General features: G+C 67.0%; 4 protein-coding genes. All 4 read left to right on the forward strand.

From position 1 onward, the window contains the following. Positions 1-795: 795 nt before the first annotated feature. The gene (locus JMF90_RS23550) at positions 796-1,578 is read left to right on the forward strand and encodes a Crp/Fnr family transcriptional regulator (RefSeq protein ID WP_011547856.1); all 783 of its coding nucleotides are present in this window, start codon (positions 796-798) and stop codon (positions 1,576-1,578) included. An 11-nt stretch (positions 1,579-1,589) separates the two neighbouring features. Then, a complete protein-coding gene (locus tag JMF90_RS23555; RefSeq protein ID WP_011547855.1) occupies positions 1,590-2,996 on the forward strand; it encodes an undecaprenyl-phosphate glucose phosphotransferase in 1,407 nt (468 codons plus the stop codon). Between the two features lie 378 nt (positions 2,997-3,374). Beyond that, complete coding sequence (locus JMF90_RS23560; RefSeq protein WP_011547854.1) at positions 3,375-3,767, forward strand: TraR/DksA family transcriptional regulator; 393 nt, start codon at positions 3,375-3,377, stop codon at positions 3,765-3,767. 149 nt (positions 3,768-3,916) lie between these two features. Continuing rightward, positions 3,917-5,027, forward strand: a 1,111-nt coding sequence (locus JMF90_RS23565) for a helix-hairpin-helix domain-containing protein (protein WP_236598025.1), incomplete at its 3' end; no start/stop codon positions are given.

A 5,027-nucleotide genomic window follows, 5' to 3' on the forward strand; every position in this document is an offset into this window, starting at 1 on the left:
CACGCACGATGGGCGGTGCGGGCGGCGCGGGCGGCGGCGCGAAGCGGAGCCGGTCGAAGGGCGCGTGAACGCCACGCGGCCCGGCCGAATTCGTAATAACTTCGTATAGCATACATTATACGAAGTTATACGACTTGTCATTCGATGTCGATAGGGAATCAATCGAACGACGTGCGCATCGTACAGCGAAAGTGTCGGAAAGGCATTGAACATTATTTGACAAATAAATGGGGATCGCCTGATTTTTCATTTAAATCAAAGGCTTGTGGGTGATATGTGCGGTAGCGGACAGAGTGCCGAATGAGTATGCCGATTCAATTTTGAGACAGTTTGAAACGAGCGTGTGAGGGGCTGGGGCGCCGGTAAATGCTGCGCTGCACATCACGGAAACAATTGAAAATCGGCCGTAAGTATTTGAACGATAAGCGTCGTGGCCGCCGCGTAGCAGCCCTGATCCGATACGCGGGAATTGATCAGTCGAATGCGCGCTGTGTCCAGCGGATGGAGGAGTGTCCGGAAATGAGACGTTTTTTCGCTTTTGGGGTCGGTTATTCGGGGGCGCTAAATCGGATGTGATTCATATATTAAGGACGGGCGGCTATTGGCACGTAAATCGCTTATTCGGGCTGGCGTGTAGAGAACGGGACAGTCGACTCAATCGGGCAATGACAAACCGATGGCCAGTCGGATTCAGGGTTGTGGGCCGCAACCGCTGTCAATGTCCTAGCGCGCATCGCGATAACGAATTCCGTGCATGCGGTTGCAGGCGGCGCGGACGATAAAAGGGATACAGACATGCTTCATCTTCACTCGAGCTATTCGGCGAATGCCATTCTTGCTGCCCTCCCGGAGGACAGCATCCGCACCATCGCACCGCATCTCGAACTGGTCAGGATCAAGGCCGGGATGCTCGACCGGGTCGGCGAGCCGATGCGTCATCTGCATTTTCCGACGACGGCGATGATGTCGGTCCAGCACCTGATGGAGGACGGTGCGATGGTCGAGGTGGCGGTGGTCGGCCGCGAGGGTGTGGTCGGGCTGGGGACGCTGGTCGGCGGGATCGCGGCGTCGAACCGGGTCGAGGTGCGGATCGGCGGGATGGCCTATCGCGTGCCGAGTTGCGTGATGCGCGCCGAATTCGAGCGGTCGCCGCAGACCTATCGGCTGCTGCTCAACACCTGCCAGGCGACGATGGCGCAGATCTCGCGCAGCGCGCTGTGCAACCGGCACCACTCGGTCAGCGAACAGCTCAGCCGCTGGCTGCTGCTCGCGCACGACCGGATCGACGGCGACGAGCTGGCGGTCACGCAGCAGACGATCGCGAACATGCTCGGCGTGCGGCGCGAGGGCGTGACGGAAGCGGCCGGGAACCTGCAGGAAGCCGGGCTGATCCGGCAGCGCCGCGGCCGCATCACGGTGCTCGACCGCGACGGCCTCGAACATCACGCCTGCGAATGCTACGACCTGATTCGCGCGGACTATCGCCGGTTGCTCGGCACGCGCGGGAATGCGATGCCGGCGACGGTTCGCTCGCGCATGCCGGAAGGGCACCGCGGATTTCCCGCACACGGTGCGTGACGATGCAGTCGATGTCCGGTGGAACGAATGCGATGCGGCGTGCCGCGATCGCGGCGGCCGACGTCGTGCTGGTGCTGGCGGGCGCGCTGGTCGCGCAGGCGGCGTCGGGTCTCGGCTGGCATGCGTTGTCCGACGCGCAGCGCGGTGCGATCGCGTTGCTGTGCGTGCTGACGGTGGCGCTGCTGCCGCGTTACCTGCGCACCGTGCGCGGCGGCGTGGCGGTGCAGGGTGGCGCGCACGTGCTGACGCACACGCTGGTGGCGGTCGTTTGCGCGAGCGTGCTGACGGTGGCCGGCACGATGTGGATCATGAATCGCGGCGGCACGGTGACGACCCGCTGGATCGTGCGCACGGTGCTGGCCGGCGACGCGGCGCTGCTGCTCGGGCGCGCGGCGCTGCTGGGGCTCGCGCTGACGCGCGGCGACCCGCGGGCGCGGCAGCGCCGCGTCGCCGTCGTCGGCGCAACGGCGTACGGGCGCGTCGCGATCGAGCGGATGCAACTGGCGCCGAATGGCCCGTTCGTGGCCGCGTGCGTATTCGACGACGATGCCCAGGCCGCCGCGGGCGGCATCGGCGGCGTGCCGGTGATCGGCGACTGGAACGCGTTGCGCGAACTGATTCGCGGCGGCGACATCGACGAGGTCTGGCTCACGCTGCCGATGTCGCACGAGTGGCGAATCCAGCGCATCGTGCGCGAGCTGCGCGACGAGTTCGTCGAGTTGCGGCTGTTGCCCGACGTGCGGCAGATGGCGGTCGTCGATCGTTCCGCGACCGACGTGCTCGGCATGCCGGCGATCAATCTCGCGACCACGCCGCGTTCCGCGCCGGAGCTGTGGGCCAAGTTCGCGTTCGACCGGCTGTTCGCGTTCGGCGTGCTGATTCCGTTGCTGCCGCTGCTGACGATGCTGGCGATCGCGGTCAAGCTGTCGTCGCCGGGGCCCGTGCTGTTCAGGCAGCGCCGCAAGGGGGTCGACGGCCGCGAGTTCGATATCCTCAAGTTCCGGACCATGCGCGTGCATCGCGCGCAGCCGGGCGTCGTGCGGCAGGCGTCGCGCAACGATTCGCGCATCACGCGCGTCGGCGCGTTCCTGCGGCGCACGTCGCTCGACGAGCTGCCGCAGTTCTTCAACGTGCTGTTCGGGCAGATGTCGGTGGTCGGTCCGCGTCCGCACGCGATCGAACACGACGACTTCTACCGGCAACTGATCGACTGCTACATGTACCGCTACCGCGTGCGGCCCGGCATCACCGGATGGGCCCAGGTGAACGGCTATCGCGGTGAAACGCGCAAGGTCGAGGCGATGGAGGCACGCGTGAAGTTCGATCTGTTCTACATGCAGAACTGGAGCTTCTGGTTCGACATCAAGATCATCCTGCTGACGGTGGTGCGCGGCTTCATCGGGCGCAATGCGTTCTGAGGATGACGAATGATCGAAGCGGCGCCGTGCGAGCGATCGTCCCGACGGAGTGAGGCCGGTTCGGGCGCGCGGAAGCAGCGCCGTGGTCGCGCCGGAATTGCTGCGCTGCGGTTGTGCCAGCAGGCTTCGGGGCGCGCGGCGGGCGGAATTCCTCGTCCGTCCCCAGTTTCCCCTCCTTCGCCGCGGCATGACCGGCACGCTGATTCCGGTCAACACACGCGTGTTCAATGGGTTTATCCTGCGTCGCATGCGTCCGGCGTTTTGCGCGTCCGGCCGCTCATCCGGATGCGACGGCACGGGGCATGCCTGCGTGCCGCGCACCCGCGCGATACCGCGCGCCGCTCTGTTTCGCGCGGACCCGGAACAGGAGAGACGGCCATGTCGCTCGACCCACAACAACGGCAGACGCTGAAGCAGCGGCTGAACGAGAGCGAGCAGACGCTGCGGGCGGAGATCCGCACCAGCGAAGACCAGCGCGCGTCCGAATCCTATGCGGAGCTTGCCGGCGCGGCGCCGGACGAGGGCGACGAGGCGAACGCCGACCTGTTCGTCGACGTCGATCATGCATTGATCGGCATGAAGCTGACCGAACTGCGCGCGATCGGCCGTGCCCAGCAGCGGATGCGCGACGGCAGTTACGGCGAATGCATCGACTGCGACGGCTCGGTCGGCTACGAGCGCCTGCTGGCGCGCCCGACCGCCGAACGCTGCACGCATTGCCAATCGCTCTACGAGCGGCGCTACGCCACGACGCCGCGCGCGTCGCTCTGAGGTTGCGGCTCCCACCGCGCCGCACGTACGGCGCGGCCGGCGCAGGATGACCAACGAGCGCCCGGCGGCGTCGACATGCGGCGCCGGGCGGGCAGACGCCGTCGCGCCCGCGCGCGGCGCCATCCACGTGGAAGGGAGCCACGCCAATCATGCCGATCCACAATGCCGAGTGCGCGGCCGTGTTCGCCGAGATCGCCGACATGCTCGAGATCCAGGGCGCCAATCCATTTCGCGTACGTGCGTACCGCAACGCCGCGCGGACGATCGCCGACTACGGTCGCGACATCCCGACGATGATCGCGAACGGCGACGATCTCGGGAAGATTCCGTCGATCGGGGCCGATCTTGCGTCGAAGCTGCGCGAGATCACCGCGACCGGCACCTGCGAGCTGCAGCAAACCTTGCGCCATGCGCTGCCGGGCGCGATCGTCGAGCTGCTCGACGTGCCCGGGCTCGGCGCGAAACGCGTGAAGGCGCTGCATGACGCGCTGCACGTCGATTCGCTCGAACAGCTGCGCGCGGAAGCGAAGAACGGGCATGTGCGCGAGCTGCCGGGCTTCGGCGCCAAAACCGAAGCGCATCTGCTCGAAGCGATCGACGATCGCCTGCAGCGCGAGCCGCAACGCTTCCTGCTGCCCGAGGCCGCGCACGCGCTGATGTCGTTGCTCGAACGCCTGCGTGCGGTGGCCGGTGTCGGCAACGCCGTGCCGGCCGGCAGTTTCCGCCGCCGCCGCGAGACGGTCGGCGATCTCGACATCCTCGTCACCGCACATGATCCGGTCGCGGTCACCGAAGCGTTCGTCGGTTACGGCGAAGTGGCGCGCGTGCTCGCGCACGGCAAGACCCGGTCGAGCGTGATGCTGGCCAACGGCTTGCAGGTCGACCTGCGCGTCGTCGATGCCGATGCGTTCGGCGCGGCGCTCGTCTACTTCACGGGGTCGAAGGCGCACAACATCGCGCTGCGCCGGATCGCGCAGGCCGGCGGCCTGAAGATCAACGAATACGGCGTGTTTCGCGGCGACGAGCGGATTGCCGGCGCGACGGAGGCATCGGTCTACGCGGCCATCGGGCTGCGCGAGGTGCCGCCCGAGTTGCGCGAGGATCGCGGCGAGATCGATGCGTCGCGCGCCGGCACGCTGCCGGCGCTCATCGAGCGCAAGGATCTGCATGGCGACCTGCACGCGCATACCGATGCGTCAGCCGGCCGCGACGGCCTGCGCGCGATGGCCGCCGCCGCGCGTGCACGCGGGCTCGCCTACC

Origin of the sequence: Burkholderia sp. E168m23 (genome assembly GCF_016586125.1) — a bacterium.
Classification (GTDB): domain Bacteria; phylum Pseudomonadota; class Gammaproteobacteria; order Burkholderiales; family Burkholderiaceae; genus Burkholderia; species Burkholderia orbicola.